General features: G+C 66.7%; 1 protein-coding gene, 1 tRNA gene and 1 pseudogene. All 3 read right to left on the minus strand.

Translation table 11 applies throughout. From position 1 onward, the window contains the following. A pseudogene (locus ACLBYB_RS32530) lies at window positions 1–732 on the minus strand (transposase); the annotation flags it as partial. Window positions 733–1,062: 330 nt separating this feature from the next. After that, window positions 1,063–1,138: transfer RNA gene (locus ACLBYB_RS32535), tRNA-Ile, on the minus strand. A 68-nt stretch (window positions 1,139–1,206) separates the two neighbouring features. Then, the gene (locus ACLBYB_RS32540; RefSeq protein WP_447701345.1) at window positions 1,207–1,437 is read right to left on the minus strand and encodes a hypothetical protein; all 231 of its coding nucleotides are present in this window, start codon (window positions 1,435–1,437) and stop codon (window positions 1,207–1,209) included. Between the last annotated feature and the right edge of the window lie 113 nt (window positions 1,438–1,550).

A 1,550-nucleotide genomic window follows, 5' to 3' on the forward strand; every position in this document is an offset into this window, starting at 1 on the left:
CCACCACGGTGCCGTCGTGGGTGCGGCCGGGCCGCCGGGCGGTGTGCGGCGCGAGGGTGAGCCCGTTCGCCCGCAGGATGCGCAGCACCCGCTTGGCATTGACGCTCGCTTCGCCGCGCGAGTGCAGTGCCCGGTTCACCAGTGCGGTGACGCGGCGATAGCCGTAGCTCGGGCGGGCATCGACGACCGCGCGGATCGTCGGCAGCAGCTGCGCATCCTCGGGCTTGCGGTAGGGACCGCGCGGCTGGGCGGGGCGGCTCAGGCGCTCGGCCAGGTGGGAGCGGGCCACGCCGAGCGTGTCGGCGACCGCCTTCACCGCGAACCGCCCGTCGAACCGCTCCAGGAGCTGAGCGGCGAGGTCGGTTTTTTTGTGCGAGCGAGGTCGAGCGCCTCCTTCAGGATCTCGACCTCCATGGTCTTGCGCCCGAGCAGGCGTTCGAGGTCGCGCACGCGCCGCTCCAGCTCGCGAACCCGGCTGGTTCCGACGACCTCCTCGTCGGCGTGCACGGCCTGATGGCCGCCCTCCAGCATGCGCCGCTTCCACGAGAACAGCAGGCTGGGCGAGATGCCGTAGCGGCGGGCGACGAACGACACGGACGAGCCGGGCTGCTGGCTCTCCTCGACGAGGCGGATCTTCTCGGTGGTAGACCAGCGCCGTCGACGCTGAACGCCGGTCAGGATCTCGCCGTGCACCGGTGGGGCGGTCGGATCGGATGACATAGCCTTACCCATAGGCCAACGCCTATGCCTTCGTGAGCTATGCCGCCTGTCCGGTCAAAACGGGGTGCGGTTCAGGGGGACGCGTTCTGTCGCAACAACCCCGGTGCCAGCGTGATACCTTTGGCCGCGACGGGGCACGACACAATTTATGACTGGCATTGCGACGGTGCTCATGCAGTCGCGGGACAGATGATCGGCAGCATTGATCGCCTCGGCTTCATAGCCCGCAACTGGCGTCCAATCCGGTAAAGAAGATTGGCAAGCTGCTGCGACCCGGCAGGAACAGATACCCTCCGTCAGCGAGGCGCTGAAGGCTGTCGGACATCGCGGTCTTGGCAAAGATGGTGGGCCCGGCAGGACTCGAACCTGCAACCAGACCGTTATGAGCGGTCGGCTCTAACCGTTGAGCTACAGGCCCCTGGCCTCACATAGCCGGCAGGTCTCCAGCGTCACAACCCGCGCCCTTCAAGCCGAGCGACGATGCGATCAGTGCTGCGGATCCGAGCTTCGGCTGGTGAAGATCGCCAGACCGTGCTCTGCAACGAGCGCACGAAACGCTCGGACGGCGTCCTGATCCGTGGCGAACTCCACGGACCACCGCGTGCAACCACCCCGGATGTGCACGACCTCCATCCGCCAGGGTGCCTGCGAGCCATGACGGCGGTAAATCTCCAAGTCGATCGTCTCGCCGTCATGGCTCACGGTATCAAGCGACATCCGGAACTGACCTCTTCGCGTCATGAGGATCTGACCCCCATGCTAATTTCCCACGCCTAGACGGGTGTGGGTTGGGGGACCGCAGCCGCCTTTTGCAGGAGGCCGCTGCGACG

It is taken from the genome of Methylobacterium sp. D54C (assembly GCF_053345595.1).

Bases quoted from the DNA above. Each gene is read 5' to 3' on its own strand.
- ACLBYB_RS32540 (WP_447701345.1), bottom strand. From the start codon at position 1,437: ATGTCGCTTGATACCGTGAGCCATGACGGCGAGACGATCGACTTGGAG.